This window comes from Terriglobia bacterium (genome assembly GCA_020073495.1).
GTDB lineage: Bacteria > Acidobacteriota > Terriglobia > Terriglobales > Acidobacteriaceae > JAIQFD01.
Window position 1 is genome coordinate 152,991 of the sequence record JAIQFD010000005.1, and the last position, 19,432, is coordinate 172,422.

Here is a 19,432-nt window from a genome sequence, read left to right on the forward strand (position 1 = left end):
GCGGGGGTCCTCCCTGAGACTCACCTCTCTTCAACGCAAACCGCAGCAGAGTTCTATCGCGGTGCTTGCGGACCTGATTTGGACAAGAGTGCGTCAGACCGAAGGTTGCGATAGCAATCCCGCCGGTGGATCAAGGCGTCTTCATGGTTACGATTTGCCACAAGTTGCTGTAGTCATCCGTCCACAACAGTGCGCGGATCTTGTAGGGCACATAGTATCCGTGCTGAACGATGTCATCAGTAAGCACCGATGCCGGAGTGAATGAGAGCAACACCCAATCACTTGCAAGAGCGCCCTGTTGATCTTTATCGCCGTGGATTACGATCATCGTTAGGCCAAAATACCGGCTGAGCGCAGTGACGACCGGAGACAGGTCGAGACGCTGGCAAGTAATATGCACTGCCAGGACACCATCACTTCTCAGATGGCGCAGGTAGAGTTCAAACGCTTCGCGAGTGAGCAGGTGAACGGGGACGGAATCGTCGCTATAGGCGTCCACTACCAGGAAGTCAAAGTTGCCGTAGTCGCCGCGGGAGGCTTCACGCTCCAGAGACAGCCTGGCATCGCCGAGGACCACGTCCACTTTGCCGCCCGCGTCTTTCAGAAAAGTGAAGACTGGGCGCGGTCCTTCTGAGAGTGCGGCTACGGCCGGATCGATCTCGTAAATCCGCAGGTAGTCGCCGGGACGAGAGTAGGCTGCCAGCGTGCCCACCCCGAGCCCAATGATTCCCATGCGGATTGGCTGCCGGCGGCTACCACCCACATTCAGGTGCGATTGCAGCAACAAGCCGATACCGCTGTTCGGACCGTAATAGGTGGTGGGATACATGGCCATTACATCGCGGAACTGTGCTCCATGGGCCGTGGCGCCGTGCTGGAGAACGAGGTACAACTTGTTCTCGCCAAAGTAAGTGGAAACAACGCCAAAAAAATTGCGTGACTGTGTAACGTAACTCGTCTGAAGCTGCGCGACGATCCTGGCGTGCAGAAACGCCGCAAGCGCCAACACCACGACCATACAGGCTGTCCACCACTTTCCGCCACGCCAGCCAAGACGAGCTGGATCGCGGAAAACAAATGCCCCCAGTAGCAGGGGAACGCAGAAAAGACCCATCAGCGGAAAAAAATGCGACTCCGATGTGATTTGACGCCCAACTGGGTCCAAGCGGGTTTCCAGGTAAAAGACAGCGAATGCCGTCACCACGATGCTAACCAGCAGTGGAAAGGAACCGCGGTTCAGCCATGAGTCGCGATCTCGTGCCACCACGAACAGGACCAGCAGTGCAGTCGCAAACAGGCTTATCTGCAACTCCCAGAAGTCCGGAAACACATGGGGCGCGATTAAGGCCACGAAAATTCCACCGAGGGCGCCTCCGACGGAAATTGCCATGTAGAAGGAGGTTAGATACCTGGATTTGGGTTTCATTCGCGCCAGTTCACCGTGACACATCATGCAAACCGCGAACATGGCAAGCAGTAACACGCCCAGGTGCAGCATAAGATGGCCACGGCGCTGGATGGCCAGCGGGACCAGCGCCAGGCTGATGCCAAAGACTGCGTGAAAGATGCCACGCTTGTACCAGCGCTCACTCTCGAAACAGAGGATGAACGACAGCAGGTACAACGCCAACGGAATCACCCATAGCAGCGGGATCGCGACCAGCTCCTGCGAAATGACATTCGTCGCGGCCAGCAACATCATGCATGCGCAAGCGGCTAGACCAACCCAGAGCAGGTATTGCGCCGGCGTGGGCGGGCCCGCATCGATGTCATTGTCAGCTTGCGGTTCCGGGGCAGTTTCGCGGTCAACGGCATTGCGGGCATGGATCGCGCAGACCGCGCAGCCGGCCGCAAACAGAAAATAAGCAACGGTCCAAATCCGCGCTTGCGTTCGAAGCTTCAGCAATGGTTCCACAAGGAACGGATAGCTGATCAGGCCAAGAAGCGATCCAAAGTTTGAAACCGCATACAACCGGTAGGGCGAACGCCTGTTTTCGGTGCGAGCATACCAACTCTGGAGCAACGGCCCTGTGGTCGATAACAAGAAGAACGGAAGTGCGACACTGGCGCCGAGCAGGGCCATGATGTCGAGCACTGGATGATTGACGTCCTGAGGTTTGAAGCTGGCTCCAGGAGTAATGGGAGAAGGCCAAAAGCTCGCCGCCACAAGCAGCAGCAGAACTGAGATGATCACAAGAGAAACATGCACCTTGGCCTGCGCTGCTGGACTTAAACCGATCGAGATCCAGTGCGCGTAAGCATACCCAGCGAGCAGCAGCACTTGGAAGAACAACATCGATGTTGTCCAGACAGAGGGCGTTCCGCCGAACCACGGCAGTATGTACTTGCTGATGATCAGCTGCACCTGAAACAGCAGAAATGCGCTGAGGAACAAGGTGGCGGCAAGCAACCCAATCGCCGACGGTCGACCGGATGCGGCCGGTTTCACGGCTGACGTGGTCTCAGTGGGATTCAGCATACCAAGTGATAACTTCGGCAGAAACTCACGCACAACCTATAACCGCGAGTTCTGAACGCGAGTGGCGCAAACCGCATCTTCGAAGGAAGCCAGATGAAGTACGTGGTGCCCTCACGGTTTCCCCCGCTAGGTCATGGACTCCTTCTGGGACACGGTGCCCGCTGTTCAATGAACTTGCGCCACCGCAAGGCTTGGCCGCGGTGATCGGCACGCACCCGTCCAGCCTGTTCGTGATTGTATATCTGGTCGGCGATCGAAAAGTACCGGTCCGCTGCAGCTTCGTCTCCGGACTGCTGGTAATAGCGACCCAGGTTGTAGTTCCCGAGACGGGAGCCGGGCTCGGCCGCAAGCACCTGCTGGAGCAGCGGAAACGCTTCTGCTTCGCGGTTCAGGTCCAGATATGCGGCAGCGAGGTTGTTCTTCATGGAGATGTTTTTCGGAGCCGTCTCGACCGCCCGTTGAAACAACGAAAAATTATCCCGCCACACATGCAGATTAGAAATTGTTGCCCAGCAAAGGGCCGTTGCCACCACGGCAACAGCAACGATTCGCGTGGTTGTGAAGCGCAGCCGGGCGATCAATGCCGTCGCGATGAGCGCAAGGCCGACCGACGGCAGATACAAATAACGATCGTGTGCGAAGTCTCCTTCCAGAAGATACCGAATCCCCAAACTGGGGAGCAGGGTGACGCTGAACCATGCCGCTCCAAATCGAATGTCCGGGGAGGCGCCGCGAAGAACCCATACCAAACCGGCAATCACCACGAGCAGCAGCAGCAGCGGCCAGATCTCAGTCTCCACGGGAACGTCGTAGCAAGGGCTCAGATGGACGGGCCACACCAGATGTCCGGCGTAGAGAGCTAGCACGCGCGGCCAAGTCAAGACCATTGCTCCCACGCTCATGCTGGGCGGTGCGGCAGGGAAAAAGTGACCGATTGCATGGATACGAAGGGCCATGTACAGCATCGCGCCGAAGCAGTAAGGGATTGCCCCAAGCGCCGCGTCCTTCAATCGCGACTGTGTGCTTTCGTACGCAAAAATGAGGACAGGGGCCACAATGCCCACTTCTTTTGTAAACATGGCCAGCACGGCAAATAGAAGGGATACGTAGCTGATCGGAGATCTCCGCTTGGAATAGAAATAGATGGACGCCACCAGAAAAATCGTGACCAGTGGATCTTCCACGGAAGAGATCCAACCCACGGCCTCTGCGTGAATCGGATGGATTCCGAACACCGCGGCGGATAGGGCAGAACACTTCAGATCGTCCGTAAGACGCCGAATCAGCAAGAAAACAATGGCGGTCGCGCCGAGGTGCGCGAGAATCGACCCAAGATGCCAGACCGCACTGGGCGCCCCAAACAGAACATAAGCAAGGCGTAGCCAGATCAAGAAGACTGGCCGGTAGAAATTGGCGTCCTGCAGAGGTGAGTGGGCCCAGAGGTGTGAGGTGAAATATCCAGGCAGGTAACTCCAGGCTGTGATCCGCGGATTCGTAACGATTTGCTCGAAGTCGTCATAGACGAGGCAATAGCGGATCGTCGGCAGGAACAGGAAGAACGTCGGAGCAAGCACGGCTGCTATTGATATGGTGCGGCGCATATTGCAAAAATAAGTACGCAAGCGAATACGGGACTGTGATTGAGGTCACAGGTCGATCTGAACCCGCGGGGCAACACAGCGAGTGCGCCGGTTGCCGGTGAGGTCGTTTCTGTCAGCGAGGTCTCGTTTCCTCCAACTGACCGCGCTGACGACTGCGGCGGGATGTCTGACTGATGCAAAAGGGTGTTGAGCGTGCGTAGAGTCTTCCGGAAACAAAGGCACGGCAACTGCTTATTGTTCTGCTCAGTGTAAAAAGTGCGAATGCGTGCCAGCCAAGGTTATCCACCGGGTTGGGTCGTCACTTTGACTTCACGGGAACCCCGGTCCTTCCGATGCCCCTGAGAGCTGAAGGCGTAATCGTTCCATCGCCGTTGTGATCATAGCCGTGGCATCTCAGGGTACAGGTGTTCGTCGCTGAGTTATACGAGATCGGGACTCCCGAGCCGTTCGCGGAGACTACGTTGGCGTCGAAGTTCACGAGCCCCACCCCAGGGATGCTGCCTGTCTGCGCGACCCCGTGAGCGGTATGGCAGACAGAGCACGAAAACCCATCAGTGATGATGTGACTTGCGTGCCCACTGAAGCTGCTGGCACTCAGGATCCCAGAACCAGTGAGGTCATGGCACTTGGCGCACATTGCAAAGGGCCCGCCTATACTCCCCAAGTTCGACGGAGTCAGCCCTTGGAGCGGATTCGTGATGTTCTGGCCTGGCGCGGGCGCCTGGCTGAACTCGTAGCGGCGTTCCAGGATATGCATCCACTTGGAGCCGTGCGGTCCGTTGGGCCCCGGGCCACCGAACTCGCGATTGTCGTCGCTGTTATGGCAATCCGTGCACAGGATGCGGCTGCCGATTGGGCGCCCGTTTGTGATGCCGTCAAGATTCACCATGAACTTGCGAATGCTTGGCTGCGAGAATGAACTGCTGAAATCACGCATCACAGGATGGCTTGAGAGCGTGGTACTGCCAAATTGAGAGATCACATTCAGAGGATCGCCTGCGGAATTAGGATATGCCGGCAAATAACCGAATGTGGCGGGATTTGTGCCTTTTCCCGCGCTCGTGCCGTGGCAGCGCAGGCAGTTCTCATACTGATTGACCGCTGGAGTAAGGACAGTGACACCGTCTGCCGCACTGACTCCAGCGACGCCCGCTTGCGAGACTCGGATCGCGGGAGGGATGGTAAACGAGCTGACTTGATTGGCGGAATGAGGGTTGTGGCAGTCCGCACAAGTGGCATGCCGGTTATTGCTCAACACTGCGGTTTCTGCAGCGTCGTGTACATTGTTCCCCGCCGGCAAAGGATGTCCCGGCTTGACAAACTCGGCGTAGATGTTCGGGGAACTGGGAGAAAGATTCAACTCGCCGCTGTGGCATGTCAGGCAATCCTGTGTGGTCGGGTCCACGGTAGGCGCCGGCGGGTTCGCGGCGCGGAGCAGCCGCACTGGACCCTGTGCATTGTGGGACATGTGACAGGAACTGCATGCATTCTGTGCGACAGTACCGTAGCTTCCAACCTGCGCCTGACCTGCCACCTTGTTCGTCGCCGTGGCATGGATGCTGCCAGTCCACCCCGCGATTGGGTTGACCTTCCCGGAAACCACGCGGTTTGGATCATGGCAAGCAAGGCACATCTGGCCGTTCGAGCTGTCACGAACCAAGAAGTTCTGCGCGACCGTGTCGATACCTTGCACATGCGGGTTATGACAACTCGTGCACTCAATGTTGCCGCTCTTGAGCTTCACCTTTTGGAGCGGGTCGGCCGTCTTACCTTGCGAGACCAGGGATGCAACAAGATCAGGGGAATCCTTCATCGGTAGAACAACGCTGAAGGGATGTGACCCACTTAGATTAGTGCCCAGAACATCGATGTTGTTCATGTTCCCGGTCGTGGGGATCCTGCCATACGCTGCGCTTTGTCCCACTGCTACCGTACCATCATGGCAACTGAGGCAGAGGCTGCTGGAACGCCCCAGGGGAGGTTGGGTGTTACCTTGCTGGGGAGAGGTGGAACTCGCGTAGGGCATGTAGGTCTGCTTCGAAAGTGTCTGGTTCCACAGAGGCGTTATGCCGCCGATCCCGCTGTGGGGAGCGTGGCAAAACGTACAACCGAGGTTCCCAGGGGCTAGAACCGGCGACCCGCTCCCCGGCGACAAGTCGTGCATGCCGAGTACATCGCCGGATACTTGCGCCATCATTACGCCCTGGGCCAACAAGATCGTTGCGCAGGCTAACAAGAGTCTGGACTTCACTGGTTTCCCCCTCCAGCCTGCTTTGCTAGTCCAAAGTAGCGAAAAACCTGAACCCGACGGTTATAAGAATCCACCACATAGACACGATCATCTCGGTCGACCAGTAACCCGGTGGGCAAGCGGAATTCGCCGGCGCCTGTACCGTTCTGGCCGAAGTAGTACAAAAGTTGGCCTTCGCGGTTAAACACCTGCACCATGCTCAATAACCCATCCACAACGTAAAGATGGCCCTCAGAATCGAACCCGATCCCCTTGGGTCGGAAGGTCCCTCCGGCGCCGTCGCTTATCTTGCCGATGGCGTACTGGAAGCTCCCGGAGCGGTCCAGGATCTGCACGCGGAAGTTCATGGCATCTACGACGGCCAGGTTCTGCCCGTGCAGCAGCAGTTCGGTAGGAAAATTAAATTGACCAACATCAGCGCCATTCTGCCCGATGGTCTGTAGCACGCTGCCCTGCATGTCGAGCACGAATACCTTGTTGCGCAGCGTATCGGTAACATAGATCCGCTGTACGGCTGAATCCACGGCTATCCCGGTCGGCCGTTTGAAAAAGCCTTCTCCGCCTTTCAAACTGCCGAGCGCGTGCTTGAATTTCCCATTCGCATCGAAGACGAAGATCTTTCCTGACTCCGAATCAGTCACATAGATATTGTCTTGGGCATCAACGGCGATGCATTGTGGCCCGCGCAACGGATCCTTGCCCTTATCTTTGCGTTGCAGGAACTTATACTTCTGCTGTGCAAAATCAAAGATGTGCACGCCGAAAGCGCCCGGGTCAGTCACGATGAGTCGGCCGCGCGAGTCCATTGCGATGTCGTACGGACGCACGAAAGAGTGAAACTCAGGCTCGCCGGCGACGATGTCCACGACTTTGGTCCAGAAGCTGCGCTTGCTGCGCACCTCGCGTTCGGAACTGAAGCTGCGTTCGTAGGTAAGTTTGCGGCCTCCTTCCAGCAACAGCTCCGGAGGAGCCGGAGCGCTGACCTTCTCCCTGGCGTGCTTCGATGCCCAGGCCGGACACAGCAGGAGAAAGGCAATAGACGCCACTCTCAACACCGTGAGCAGACTTGCCTTCCGCGCCCCGCTCAAAAGAAGTTGAACCACCTGGACACCCCAACATAAAGGGAGGATATAGCGCTCGGCGGATAGCCGCTCGCGCTGATGCCTTGCGTGAACTTGGTGTATCCCGCCCGGAGCCCGATCTTCCTCAACTGGTACTGTAGGGTGGTGTTAAAGACATCGGTTCGGTTCAAGGAACTTATCGTGTCCTGCACGGTGCTGTTGTGCGCCGTCGCATAGTTCGCTGATAGCGAAAGCCTGCGCACAGGGGAAGCAGCGATACCAAATCCGTAACTGCTTCCGCCAAAGAGGATCACCTGGCTTGCAGGCAGGACTGGGAAGGGCACCGGAGTCGGCTGCAGTCCCGAAGCAGTCAGGATTGAAGTCCCACTCGATCTCGAATAGTTGCCGCTGGCGGATAACCAATGCACCGTGAGGCTGGTCGAGACGCTTTCGGCACTGCTTCCCGAACCTGCCTGGGCCGTCAAGCCGCTGTGGCCACCGCCGAACCCAGCGCTCCAAGCCACGTTCTTGCTCAGACGGCGGCTCACGTTGCCGCTGTAGTTATAAAAGGAGCTTGTATACAACACCAGCAGTGTCTGCACGTTCTGTGCGTAGCTGAACGATCCTGACAGGTTCCACCGCTTGATAGTGCGGGAGAAACCTATATTACCCATGAATCCGACTGAGCTGTTGCCAGCGTCGGTGGCGGTGTCCAGAACGGTTGCGGACAAGGTGAACAAACCGAAAAGCTTCCGCCCATAATTCAAGTTTCCGCTGCAGAAGGTCGCACCGTAGCTCCGCCCCCCATAGAGTTGCTCGATGTGCGAGACTTGGGCGTTCGCCACCAGATTCCGCGTTAGGGCGTACCCTGCACTGCCGTACAAGCCGAGGGAGTGCGAGGTCGACGCAGAAGGCACCGGTGGGACGCCGCCGGCAGAGAGGATTGCCTGGTTCAAGACCCCAACAAGGTTGTCGCTGTAGCTCTCATTGAACGACAAAGTGAGCTTCTGCGAGGGGCGGAACGAGACGGCCGCATTCTCGCTGTCGATCGTGCTGCCGGTGCCGCTGTTACCCGCAGAACCACCCTCGTAGTCCGATCTGGTGAAGCCAACAGAGAACCCCCCATGCAGGGGGAGGGAGTGCGAGGCGTTGACACCGAACGCGCTGCCGCTTGAAGTCCAAACCTGTTCCTGCTGGCCTGCCAGGAATTCAGGAACCGTCGCCTGAGAGGTCGAGTGATCGTAGGTGCCACTCAAGTGGAAGCCGGCAATCGAATATGTAGACCGGAGATTGATGTTTTGATTATCGGAATTGCTCTGCGTGTTCGTCCCATACACCAAGGATTCGCCGCTGCTCTTTGAGTAGCTTGCCGAGAGAGTGGGCCAGCCTGGAAGCAACGCGCTCCAGCCAATGCTGAAACCCTGGCTGTTGCCATGGGTCGTGAAGTTAGGTTCTTCCGGAACTCCGAATGTTCCAGAACTGTTGTAGTCCCGTCTGAAACTGATGGAGCCCGGGAAATGGCTGCCGCTAAAGATGTTGGCGGTAGCGTTGATCCCGCTGCTGTCGCTGATCGACTGATAGTTGGAATTGTCCCGCGACTGGTTGTAGTACGGCAGGATGTTGAACGAAACAAAACTTGGGCTGTGGAAAGAGCCAGCTAGGTTGCCACTGAGCCCCACGTCCAGGCTGTGCTCGGAACTGATTTGGTTACCATAGAATCCTGCATATCCCGCGGACACAGTGGCATTCGCGTTCATCTGGAGGTTCTCGCCGACTGTCACCTGTGCAGCGCACGGCAGCACCCAGAGGAAAAGCCCCGCCAGCATAGAGCGCCACCTTTGAAGGATACTGCACACTTCTCTTTGACCCCCGTCCCTCAGAACAGTTCCACTCTTGCACTTGTTCGTAACTTCTTATCCAGGTTGGCGCGGAGCTGGTTGGTCTTGTTCTTCCGCAGGTCCTTCCGCAGCGAGTCTTTCACCTGGGCAAACTCCGTCTTGCTGGCCGCATTGTGAGCATTCAGCCGGATGATGGTGTAGGCCTGATCGATTGGGATCAGATCGCTGATCTGGCCGGGCTGCATGGCCAGTGCGGCCTGCACCACCGCCGGCGGCAGTTGTGTGCGGTCCACGGCGTGGTGGTCGCCCATGTTCACGCGGTAATCATCCTCGGACAGCTTTTCAGCCAACAGGCCAAACTCCTCGTAGGTCTTGGACGCCTTTGCCTGGCGCAGCGCATCGTCCGCACGCTTGCGCGCTTTCTGCAACTGTTCCACACTCGCCGTCGGTGGCGGCAGGATCGAAATCGTCTGGATGCTGAATGACTCATCGTGCTCGAAAAGCGCCGGGTTTTTGTCGTAGTAGGCCTTGAGTTCGGCCGCCGAAACCGCCGATTTGTGCTCCACCTCGGTTGTCAGCAGGGACTCGATCAATAGTGAGCGTCGGATCCTCTCGCGCAGCAACTGCCGGGAACCCCTCATCTCCCTCTGCAGATAGCTGTCAAACTCCGTCTGACTGGAAAACTGCTCGCGGAAATCCACTTCGGCGCGATTGATGCGCGCGAGCGGCACGGTCATCTTTCGGCGCACCGCTTCCTGGTATACCAGTTCCTCGAAGATGATCATCTCCAGCGCGCCCTTACGGATCTCAGCCTCCTGGGACTTGGGGAACCCGTTGTGCTGCCGGGCGTAGGGAAAGATCGCCAACATCTCGCGCAGCAGATCCTGGTCGGTCAGCACGGCGCCGTTCACTCGGGCGACCGGCTTGCCCGTTGCCTGGTTCGCTGGGCTGGGCTGCTTCGTAACCAATGTTGGCGCGTGGGAGGCAACTTGGGCGGAGGCAGTGCCAAGCGCCACCAGCAGCAGAACAGTGATGGAAAACTCGTGCTTCATGATCCTCTTTCGTACGGCGGAGAAATTGGGGGAGAGAGATTCTCCCTCCCCCTTGTAAGCCATCAATTTAGAAAGCAGTGAGGACAGCGCCTCTGGCAGCGTTGTTCGCCTCGTTCGAGTCCCCAAAGTGGCACTGACGGCAGAACTGCGTAGTCGAAGACGCCATGCCATTGCCGGCCATGGTGTTGGCGCCGGGGTTGTAGGGGCCCCTGACGAAGAAGAACGTCTGGTAATACTTGCCGCCCCCATCGTTGCCGATTTGCCTTGTCCCAGCTCCAGATGCGAACACATTCATGATGTGTTGGTTATGGCAGGTTGTGCAGGCCACGAAGGCCTTGCCGCTACTGTTGACGCCGACCGATCGAAGCGCCGGCATTCCATAGACCGCCATGAAGTTGTCGTACTGGGAGTTCGCTGCTACCGTCCACACCGCACTGACGGTGCCGCTTTTGCTGGTGCTGGTGGTCATCGTGAGACCATACGCGGTCATGTCGCTTATGTTAGCCGCCGTGCCCACCGGATGGTCGTTTGCGTAGTTGCCGGCTCCGCTACCGTCATTGCCGAGCAGCGTCGGGATCGGGGCGGAACCATACCAGGACGGGAGAACCCCGAGCAGCTGCTCATAGGACTGGCCCACCATCATGTTGGTGGGGGTGTACTTGCCGTCATGGCAGCTCAGGCAAAGTAGAATGCCGTTCACCTCTTTATTGCGAGGAGTGGCCAGCATGCCGGCGGTGAACGCTTGCACATATGCTCCGTTATCACCGGTGGCGATCTGGGTGCCATAGAGCACGCTTACATCCTTGCCCCACAGCGCATAATTGCCGTTGGCGGGATCAGTCGTGGCGAACCCACTTCCGGGCGGCCCGCTGTGCGGCTGGTGGCAGCCCGCGCAGCCGCGGCCTCTGTTTTGGTGAGCGCCCAGCACGTCCCCCGTCGGCTGGTAGCTCTGCGCCATCACCAGGCCGGTGACGGCGAGAACGAACAGCAGAATCAAAGCTAGCTTCTTCATTGAGATAAGTCCTCCTGATAAGTTGTGTTGCGCAACTAAGTTGTTTCTACTGCCCGGAGACGGGCCTCGCCCGTATCTCCGGTTTGGCGGCCCCGGGGCCGCCAAACTTTTTGCGGCTACTTTGCCGCGGAACTTTTTTCGACGGCGGACGCACTCTCCTTCTGTGCCGCTGTGTCTGCCGGCTTCTCCGACCTTGCCGACTTCTTGTCCAGCTCCGCCTGCCGGCGTGCCCTCTCCGCCTCCGCCTCGGCATCGGTCACGTAGCGAAATTGCTGCACCCGGCCCGGATAGATCTCTGAAGTAAACACACGATTCTGTTTGTCAATGGTGATCCCGACCAAAGCCGCGAACTGGCCGGGAAGATTCCCGTGACCGCCGAGGTAGGTCAGCAACCGCCCCTCGTGATCGAACACCTGCACACGATCTTGCATTCCGTCGGCCACCCAGATGTGCCCATCGCCGTCCACGGCGACACCCTTGGGCCGCGCGAAGTATCCCGGCCCGTCGCCGTTCTTACCGAAGGTGCTGATGAAATTACCGTCGGCGTCGAAGATCTCCACCCGGTTGTTCATCGTGTCCGCGACATAGAGGTTGCCTTCCTGATCCACCGCTACGCCCCCCGGCATCGCGAAGTCACCCGGCGTGGTGAGCTCGTGATTGTGTCCGGTCGTCCCGATCTTGCGCAGCAGCCTGAGACTGTCGGCGTCAAAAACCAGCACCTGGTCCAGTCCGATGTCGCTGACGTAGAGAAGCCGGTTCTCGGTGTCAATCGCCAGTCCACCTGGACGCCCCAGTCCCTCGCTGATGGTGGCTTCCACTTCATGCTTGGGGTTGAACACCAGAACATGGCGCAACTCGGTATCGGAGACAAACAGGCGGTCGCTGTCGTCCATCGCCAAGTCAGTGATCCGGCCGAAATGCGCGTGCATGCCATTCTTGATGAGCGCAACATCCCTGGTATCCGTGTTGAAAATGAAGATCGCGCCCACTCGTACGTCCGCTACGTAGAGTCGGGCCTTGGAATCCACCGCCATGCCATACGGCTCGAATAGCTGAAAGCGAAGCTTGGGGTTTTCGCTCGCCGGCTGGGTCCCCGCCACGCGGTCCATCCAGCTTTGCTTCTTTTTCGTCGGGGAGAGTTCGATCTTCTCCCCTGCAAAGTAGGTCGTGTACTTGACTCGCGCGATGGCGGGCGGCTGAGGCCAGACGATCTTGGAATAGTCCAACATCTCAAGGACTGGAGGTTTGGGCGGTTCAGCTCCCTTCTTCTTTTTCTTTTCGGCGCCATAAAGGGAGAACGGCAAAGCCATTCCCACGGCCAGCAGAACCACCAGCGCTATCACTCCCTCGCCACCGCGAATCGAACTTGAACGAACTTCAGACATCTCCCCTACTCCCCAATCCCGCGTCTAGCGTGTTTGCTGCATATTCAGTCTGTTCTTGTGGCACGTGTCGCAGAATGCCATGTTATTGGCTTGATCCTTTACCAGCAGATCAGGCTGGGCCGAAGCGTGCGGCTGATGGCAGGTCAGACAGTTGAGGGAAGTCCTGACCTTGGTGCTGTCTGCCGGATCCATCAAGTTCGAAACCGGGTGAAGCTCTACCGGATGGCCCAGGTTGTACTTCAGCGGCAGCACCACCACCTTGCGGAAGTAGTTCTCCGGCAGCCTCACCTTGCCGTCAAAAATCGTTACCAAGTGTTCGCTCTCCAGCTTCTGCGGGTTGGCGTCCGGACCATGGCACTCGAGGCATAACTGGTTCGAGCTTCTCGCCCGCAGCAGCTTGGGGTTGTCGCCGCCGTGCGCTTGATGGCAGACAGCGCATCCCTGCTCGAACGCCGGCTGGTGGAGCACGGCCTTCTTGTGCTGCTCCGCCTGGTCCGAGTGGCAGCCCAGGCAGATATTCACCGGATCGGTCCTGGGCAGACCTGGCGACTTGCTGGCGTGCGGGGTATGACAGTCGACGCACTCTCCCTGCGCACCGGGATGCTGCACCTTGGCGCTATCGATCAGCTTCGCCTTGTCCTCGTGGCACGTAACGCAGAGCGCCCTGGCGTTCGCCTGGGTCAGCACAACTTTTCCATCTTTCGCCGGCTGATGGCAGCTGTCGCACATCTTGTTCTCGAATGGATTGTGTGTGAACGCTTGCATCAGCTTCGGCGCCTTCGACTGGTGCGGATCGTGGCACTGGATGCAGTCCGTAGTTCCGAACGGCTGGTTCTGGTGCGCTTTCTGCAGGTTCGCGTCCTTGGCGTCGTGGCAATCCAGGCAAAGCGCCGGCGTGCCTTTGGTCAGGTGATAACGGAACTCTCGCTGCGCCGCATCGCCGTTCTTGTGCGTGACGTGGCAAGTCTCGCACCCCATGTCCAGCGCCGCGTGACGGCTGCCCTTGTCCTGGACGTTGACCCCCTGCGTGTGGCAGGTGAGACAAAGGTTTTCGTTCCGGCTCGCGCCCGAGGTCGCCTTGCGGAGCTGATTCTTGTTCTCTGCCGTGTGCGGGTCGTGGCACTTGATGCAATCCCGCACCGCCGGCTGGTGCACGTGCCCTTTGATATCGGCGGCCTTTTTATCACTGTGGCAGGTGGCACATAGAGCCGAGGTGGTGGTGGTGGTCAGCTTGACGTAGGTGGTTTCCTTGTTGACCCGGACTTCGTGGCAGGCGGTGCACCCCATGGCGATGGCCGAATGCACGACCTTGCCTTTGCTCTTGTTCTCGTGGCAGCCGATGCAAGTCGCCGCGTCCGTGTTCTTCGCCAGCGGTACCGGATGTTTCTTTGCTGCCGCGGGCGAAACCAAGAGCAGCACAACGATCAGCGCCGTCGCTCCAGATAATGTCTGCTGGCCAAGGGAAGCAATCTTCCCCGCCTGCCGGATCAGGAGATGGAGCGGATTGGTCAGGGCCGTCACTGATGAATATCTCCGGCCAAGATAGGTGCACGGCAGTAGCCGTACCCGAGATTCTGAGAAACAAGAGGTATGTCATTTGTTATCAGTTACTTATTCGTTTCCAACAGATGCAAACTCTAGAGGGGCTAGTCGAGAAATGGGCCTTCTCCCTCAACTTTCGCGGTGAAAACCCGCAGCCGTAATCAACCACTCTGGAGTTCGCGTCCGGCCGCCCCCGTCCTGGCCCCTCTTGACGTCAGCTATCGCTCCTTTGTCGACAGAAAACGAACGAGAAAACAGCTCTGCTGAATGACACAACAGGCGGGAAAACGCACCACTGGGTGAAATCGCACAATCTGGAGCCGCTCCTGAATTCTCCTTCTCGGCCTAACTCTCTCGCCTTCAGTCACTTCCCCGGTCTTCGATTCTGGCCCCGCAGTTGCCTTTCTTCGTAGCGAAGGGAAAGCGCTCATGGTTCCAGACCTCCTCGCTTGGAAACGCCGGTTTTGGCAGTTGATGGGCTCCGTCCGCACCGGCATCGTCCTGCTGATTCTTATCGGGATTGCCACCTTTGCGGGCACCATCATCATGCAGCGCCCGATCAACGACGCCAATAAGCTTCACCAGGCGTACTCGCCCCAGATCCTGCGCTGGCTCGATGCCCTCGGCCTGACCGACGTCTTCCACAGCTGGTGGTTCGCCGTTCTGCTTGCCCTGCTCAGTGCCAACATCGTGGTCGCTTCGCTGGATCGTTGGCCCCAGGTCTGGAAATATTTCGCTCGCCCCTATCGCCGCGCCGAGCCTCACTTCCTCGCCTCGCTCAGCATGCAGCACGAGATCCGCATTCGCGACGAGGCCAGCGGCATCGAGGCCGCCGAGGCCGCCTTCCGCTCCGTCGGTCTCCGGCCCCAGCGCATCATCAAGGACACCGTTTCCCTTTACGCCGAGAAATTCCGCTTCGCCCGCCTGGCTCCCTTCGTTGTGCACGCCAGCCTGCTGCTGATCTTCGCCGGCGTCATGATCGATGGCCTGTGGGGCTATCGCGGCTACATCTCCCTGGTTCCAGGCGAGACCGGCCGGCAGATCGAGATGCGCGACGGCACGCGCAAGACCCTTCCCTTTTCCCTGCGTTGCGATGGCACCGGACAGGAGAACTATCCCGACGGAAGTCCCCAGCGCTGGTGGTCGAAGCTGGCTGTCATCGAAGACGGTCACCAGACTCAGGCCAAAGAGATCGCCGTGAATGATCCCCTGGTCCATCGGGGGATCCGCTTTTTCCAATCGGGCTACGGTCCGACCGGCGAGTTGCAGGCGGTCAAGGTGACGGCCACGGCCAAGGCCGGCGGCGCCCGGCAGACACTCGAACTGGCGCCCGACAAGACCGTGTCCCTCGACCCCGCTACAACCGTCCGCCTGGCGCAGTTCGTCCCCGATTTCGAGATCGCCGGCAACCAGATTCAGACGCGCTCGCAGCAGCCCAACAACCCGGCCCTCCAACTTGTCGTCACCACCGCCAAGGGAGACGTTTCCGCCTGGCTTTTTCCCAAGATGCCCGAGTTCGCCCACGGCAACGATTCCCCCTACGACTTCGCAGTCGCCGGGATGGAGCCGCAGCATTACACCGGGCTCGAGGTTTCCTACGAGCCGGGGCAATGGGGCGTGTGGGCCGGCGTCATCCTGATGGGCTTCGCGCTGGCGCTGGTTTTCTACTTCGTCCACATCCGCTTCTGGGCGGTCCCGGTGGACGACGGCCGCGGACGACTGGTCCTGTGGGTGGGCGCTTCGGCCAGCAAGAACCGGGACGAGGTCGAGCAGCGTTTCAATCACCTCGTCCTATTGATCGAGAACAACCTGGAGGCTGCCGCCGCCGCAGCGCGCGAGACGCACCGCGCCTCGGAACTGGTGGCGCACTAGGGATCGGATCGGAGAACCTGTAATGAGTACCCGTGCTCATGCCGAACAGCACCCCGCCGGGAGCAGCAATCTCTTGCTCTTCCTGGTTTCGCTGGCGACCGTCTTCATGCTCCTGATGTCCTTCCTCGGCACCATCAAGACCCGGACATTCTTCACCGAAGACAACCTGCTCTTCGTTGCGCTCACCTTTTACGCCGCGGCCACCGTGCTTTACGTGGGCTTCGCCGTCACCGGCACCGACCGCTTCATCAAGGCCGCGTGGGCCGCCACCTGGCTGGGATTTTTCGCCAACACCGGCGCCGGCGCGCACCGCTGGTACGTCGCCGGACACGCCCCCTTCTCCAGCATCTACGAGATGCTGCTCGCGTTTGTCTGGTCCATCGCCGTGCTGACCCTGTTCGTGCAGAAGCGCTATGGCGTGAAAGTGGTCGGGACCATCACCATGCCGCTGGCCGCGCTGGGCATCATCCTCATGCAGTTGCTGCCCTCCGACATTCACCCGCTGGTGCCGGCGCTGCAATCCACCTGGCTGCACATCCACGTCACCCTCGCCATGCTGTCTTATGCCGCCTGCGCCGTCAGCTTCGCCCTGGCCATGATGTTCCTCATCCAGGACAACATGCGCACGGAATCGTTCCTGGCCAATACCAGCGTGTTCGTCAGTCTCATCTACGCCGCCATCATCACGCGCTTCGCCGAGGGCGGCCTCAAGGTCGCCGCCTTCGACCCCCAGAGCAACAGCGAGTTCATCATCCAGCGCGGGCAGTCGCTGATGGTCGTCATCCCCAATCTGGGATGGATGTTCCTGCTGGCCATGATCGTCACCCTGGTTCCCACCGGCCTCTACTTTTGGGGATGGTTTGCCGGCGATGAGAACAAGTACCGCATGGCCGACGCCGCCTTCTTCGTCGGCATGCTCTTCCAGGTGCTGGCCACGGCGGCCTTCATCACCCGCGCCCGCGACGGCGCCTATCCCTCCCCCATGGCCGACGGTCTCTTCGCCACCCGGCTCTCCACCAGCCCCTTCATCCTCTCCGGGCTGATCGCGGGCCTGATGGCCTCGCTGCTCTACCTGATGTTGAAGTGGAGAAGGGAAGGATTGCAGGAGATGTTGCCCTCGGCCGGGCGCCTCGACAGCCTGACCTACAAGACCATCGGCATCGCCTTCCCGCTCTTGACCCTGATGATCGCCGCCGGCGCGTACTGGGCCAATCAGACGTGGGGCTCGTACTGGAGCTGGGACCCGAAAGAAACCGCGGCGCTGATCACCTGGATCGTGTACGCCGGCTATCTGCACATGCGCATCGCGCGCGGCTGGCGCGGACGCCGCGCCGCCTACTTCGCCATCCTCGGCTTCGCCGTGGTCATGTTCACGTTCTTCGGAGTCACGTACCTCTTACCGGGGCTGCACGCCTACGCTTAACCCCTTCATACCCCCTGCGAGCCGGGCCAGGCTCGCAATAGGCGCGACACCCCACGGGGCCGGACAAAATCCGGCCCCCCCTCATTTCACCGCTGGTGGAAGCCCCCGCCGGAACTTGTCCTGAGCGGAGCCGAAGGAGGCGGGGGTTTATGGCGGCGAGAAAAAATCCTCATCCCCTTTAGGGGCGGCACAAGCTCCGCGACGGCGTCACCCGCGCGACCCGCTGGCGTGCAAGGAGGCCGCGTACGGCTGGCGCGCAAGGAGGTAGTGCGGCACTTCAGTGCCGCGTACGCTGGCGTGCAAGGAGGTAGTGCGGCACTTCAGTGCCGCGTACGGCTCCGCAAGATATCGGACGGCTTTAGCCGCTGAGGAAACCACGCCGCGCAAGCGCCCTTCTAAGAGGGCTCCGGATCCGGCTACTCCTCCGCTGCCGCGTGGATGGTCAGCCCCAGCCAGCGCTTGTCGTCCGCCGGATCTCCGCTCAGCAGATGCCACGCGTTGCGATACTTCTCAAACCGTCCCCGGCTCGGGCGATGCGGGTACAGGTATGCGGCCGTGCAATTCTTGAGCACTTTCGCCGGAATCACATACCAAGCATCGAACAGCGGAACGTACACCACCAGCAGATCGTAGCCGTCCCCCGGACCCCGCCCCGACCGGTACGGCTTGACCCGGAAACACACTCGCGCGGTCCATCCCGACCGCACCTGCACCCGCAATGAGCCCAGCCGCCGGCTGAAAACGCTGAAATCGAACGGCTGGTTGTCCCCGTAGGGCTTCGACGCCACCAGCCCCAGCGCCGACACCTTGAGCAGGAAGACGATCTCCGCCAGTTCTCCCTTGGCTTTGTCGTTCAACCATTTCGGTGCGCGTTTCAGGCGAAGAGGCATTCGCGAGTCAGTGTCTCACCCACAGCTTTCACCAACCGTGACCGCCGTCACACGCGGCCCCGCAGCCCGCGCCAGCGGCCGGCGCAACGAGGTAGTGCGGCACTTCAGTGCCGCGTATACGTCGCAAAATGCCGGACGGCTTCAGCCGCTGAGGGATTCGCGTAGCGCGCCCCGCCCGCGCAGCCCGCTTCAGCGGGCGACAGAATTCAGCTCCGGGCGCGAGCCCTGGATAAGAGCTGAAATCCGCCGTCGGTTGAATCGCTGATACGTGACTCAGAACACATAAGAAGGTGATTACCGGCACTGCGCGGCGCTCCGCGACGAAGGAGAATTGCGCCCGAGGTCGGACGACCGCAGTTTCCCATCGCGGCCGCACCGTACACCGTGCGCAGGTCTGTTAAGAATCGGCTGATCATCAGCGGGGTGGCCCTCGCCACCCTGCCGTTGGCCATCTGTTCTGTCCCTTGGACGCACAAGGCATTCGAATCCTCCCTTGACCGGTGCCCCTGGGCGCACATGACGCTCGAGGCGTTTCTCAACCTGCTCTGGGTTTCGCTGGCCGTCGCGGCAGTCGCCCAGTGGGTGGCGCCGAGCCGCAGGAGACGCCGCGCCCATCTGTCTGAACTCCTCAGCCTGACCTTTATCCTCGCGCTGCTGTTTCCGGTGATCTCCGCGAACGACGACTTGGCGGGATTGGCGTTGATCAATGATGTCAAGACGTCGAAGGCGGTTTCTACCAGCTTAAAGAGTGACCAGCAGCTGCCAGCTCCGGCTGGAACGCCCGGCTTGCATGCAGCTTTAACGTCCCAATCAGTCTTTTCTCTTCCTCGCGCTTCCGAATCCGTCTCCGAGCCCGTCCATGCTGCCAGCGTCGCAACTCCTGGCGCCGCGACCGGGAATCACTCTCCGCCTCTTAGCTGACCTGAGATACGCCCCACAACCTTCCGCGTTGAAGACTCGGACCGCATGAGTTCGGGGTACACGCGGGCGTCCTTCTCGTTGAACGCAAGCTGTAATAGCCACTTG

At 59.6% G+C, this 19,432-nt stretch carries 13 protein-coding genes; 3 read left to right on the top strand and 10 right to left on the bottom strand.

Annotated features, from left to right (window positions below):
* Positions 1-130: 130 nt before the first annotated feature.
* The 9 genes from LAN37_14160 to LAN37_14200 all read right to left on the bottom strand — a co-directional run bounded on the left by LAN37_14160 (position 131) and on the right by LAN37_14200 (position 14,200).
* Positions 131-2,479: a fused MFS/spermidine synthase gene (locus LAN37_14160; GenBank protein ID MBZ5648354.1), complete on the bottom strand. Its 2,349-nt coding sequence runs from the start codon at positions 2,477-2,479 to the stop codon at positions 131-133.
* Between the two features lie 131 nt (positions 2,480-2,610).
* Positions 2,611-4,080, bottom strand: coding sequence for a hypothetical protein (locus LAN37_14165; GenBank protein ID MBZ5648355.1), 1,470 nt, complete (start codon positions 4,078-4,080; stop codon positions 2,611-2,613).
* A gap of 298 nt (positions 4,081-4,378) precedes the next feature.
* Complete coding sequence (locus LAN37_14170) at positions 4,379-5,959, bottom strand: hypothetical protein (protein MBZ5648356.1); 1,581 nt, start codon at positions 5,957-5,959, stop codon at positions 4,379-4,381.
* A 368-nt stretch (positions 5,960-6,327) separates the two neighbouring features.
* On the bottom strand, positions 6,328-7,434 hold the full coding sequence (locus tag LAN37_14175; GenBank protein ID MBZ5648357.1) for a 6-bladed beta-propeller: 1,107 nt from the start codon (positions 7,432-7,434) through the stop codon (positions 6,328-6,330).
* Positions 7,416-9,218, bottom strand: a complete 1,803-nt coding sequence (locus LAN37_14180; GenBank protein ID MBZ5648358.1) for a hypothetical protein — start codon at positions 9,216-9,218, stop codon at positions 7,416-7,418. The genes LAN37_14175 and LAN37_14180 overlap by 19 nt, the downstream gene beginning before the upstream one ends.
* A 50-nt stretch (positions 9,219-9,268) precedes the next feature.
* Positions 9,269-10,282 carry a peptidyl-prolyl cis-trans isomerase gene (locus LAN37_14185; protein MBZ5648359.1) on the bottom strand — a complete coding sequence of 338 codons (1,014 nt, stop codon included), beginning with the start codon at positions 10,280-10,282 and terminating at the stop codon, positions 9,269-9,271.
* Positions 10,283-10,349: 67 nt separating this feature from the next.
* On the bottom strand, positions 10,350-11,294 hold the full coding sequence (locus LAN37_14190; GenBank protein MBZ5648360.1) for a hypothetical protein: 945 nt from the start codon (positions 11,292-11,294) through the stop codon (positions 10,350-10,352).
* Positions 11,295-11,410: 116 nt separating this feature from the next.
* Complete coding sequence (locus LAN37_14195; GenBank protein ID MBZ5648361.1) at positions 11,411-12,679, bottom strand: 6-bladed beta-propeller; 1,269 nt, start codon at positions 12,677-12,679, stop codon at positions 11,411-11,413.
* 24 nt (positions 12,680-12,703) lie between these two features.
* Entirely contained in the window at positions 12,704-14,200 is a 1,497-nt protein-coding gene (locus LAN37_14200) for a hypothetical protein (protein ID MBZ5648362.1), read from the bottom strand.
* A gap of 450 nt (positions 14,201-14,650) precedes the next feature.
* Between LAN37_14200 and LAN37_14205 the strand changes: the two genes are divergently transcribed.
* Complete coding sequence (locus tag LAN37_14205) at positions 14,651-16,093, top strand: cytochrome c biogenesis protein ResB (protein MBZ5648363.1); 1,443 nt, start codon at positions 14,651-14,653, stop codon at positions 16,091-16,093.
* 355 nt (positions 16,094-16,448) lie between these two features.
* On the top strand, positions 16,449-17,516 hold the full coding sequence (gene ccsA, locus LAN37_14210) for a cytochrome c biogenesis protein CcsA (protein ID MBZ5648364.1): 1,068 nt from the start codon (positions 16,449-16,451) through the stop codon (positions 17,514-17,516).
* Between the two features lie 416 nt (positions 17,517-17,932).
* On the opposite strand, the gene LAN37_14215 is transcribed toward ccsA, so the two are convergent.
* A complete protein-coding gene (locus LAN37_14215) occupies positions 17,933-18,406 on the bottom strand; it encodes a hypothetical protein (protein MBZ5648365.1) in 474 nt (157 codons plus the stop codon).
* A gap of 516 nt (positions 18,407-18,922) precedes the next feature.
* On the opposite strand from LAN37_14215, the gene LAN37_14220 reads away from it, so the two are divergent.
* Complete coding sequence (locus tag LAN37_14220; GenBank protein MBZ5648366.1) at positions 18,923-19,327, top strand: hypothetical protein; 405 nt, start codon at positions 18,923-18,925, stop codon at positions 19,325-19,327.
* The last annotated feature ends 105 nt before the right edge of the window (positions 19,328-19,432 follow it).